Here is a 1,229-nt window from a genome sequence, read left to right on the forward strand (position 1 = left end):
CTTGATTTCAACCCGTCGATGCAACACACTACAAACTGCGTAAGCGCAAGGAGTGTTGCTCATGAAACAACGACCTCGAATCTATTACACAGCCACCCAGAAGGATTTAATGTGGGAGCGCTGGAAAAAAGGAGATTCTCTCCAGCAGATTGCCCAGTTATTTGATCGCAATCATTCGTCCATACAAGGCATCTTTGTGCAAACTGGTGGCATTAGACCGCCACCCCGAACTCGATCCAAACTAGCGTTGACCTTAGCTGAACGTGAAGCCATCTCACGTGGCCTAGCAAGTGGTCAATCCATGAGATCGATTGCCACTGAGTTAGGTAGATCACCTTCCACGATTAGTCGTGAGATTGGTCGTAATGGTGATCCAGAGAGTTATCGAGCCAATCAATCTGACCAGGCTGCCTGGGATCGAGCGCATCGCCCGCAGACTTGTAAACTGGTATTAAATAAAACACTGGCGTACCTGGTGGCAGATAAACTCCAGCACAACTGGTCACCACAACAGATTGCCGGTTGGCTAAAAGAGACTTATCCAGATCAGGAGGACTATCAGGTGTCACATGAAACGATCTACCTTAGCCTCTTCATCCAAGCCCGTGGAGCCTTAAAGAAAGAGCTCACACAGCATTTACGACGCACTCGCATCATGCGTCGTTCACGCCATCACACCCTCAAAGATGTCGGCCTTGGAAAGATTAAGGATGCAGTCTCGATCAGAGAGCGGCCAGCCGAGGTAGAAGATCGAGCTGTTCCCGGTCACTGGGAAGGCGATCTTTTGTATGGGGATGCCAATAGCCAGATCGCCACTCTCGTAGAGCGCCAAACCCGTTATGTGATGCTAGTCAAGGTTGCTCGTAAAGACAGCGAGACAGTGGTTAATGCACTCATCAAGCATGCCCGCAAGTTACCGCAAGAGCTGTATAAATCTTTAACTTGGGATCGAGGTATAGAGATGGCTCAGCACAAACGCTTTACTCTAGCTACCGATGTGCAAGTGTACTTTTGTGATCCTCAGCATCCTTGGCAAAGAGGGTCTAATGAAAATACCAATGGGCTATTAAGACAGTACTTCCCCAAGGGTATGAGCCTAGCCAATTACTCTCAAGCCAAGCTCAATGCAGTGGCAAGACAACTCAATGAACGACCTAGAAAAACACTAAACTATCAAACACCGGCAGAACGTTTTGCCCAATCTGTTGCATCGACGGGTTGAAATCAAG

At 48.3% G+C, this 1,229-nt stretch carries 1 protein-coding gene; it reads left to right on the top strand.

The window, feature by feature from the left end; genetic code table 11:
• Nucleotides 1–61: 61 nt before the first annotated feature.
• A complete protein-coding gene (locus tag ICN42_RS11850; RefSeq protein WP_216255176.1) occupies nt 62–1,222 on the top strand; it encodes an IS30 family transposase in 1,161 nt (386 codons plus the stop codon).
• The last annotated feature ends 7 nt before the right edge of the window (nt 1,223–1,229 follow it).

Source organism: Polynucleobacter sp. 71A-WALBACH (genome assembly GCF_018882365.1).
Taxonomy (GTDB): Bacteria; Pseudomonadota; Gammaproteobacteria; order Burkholderiales; family Burkholderiaceae; genus Polynucleobacter.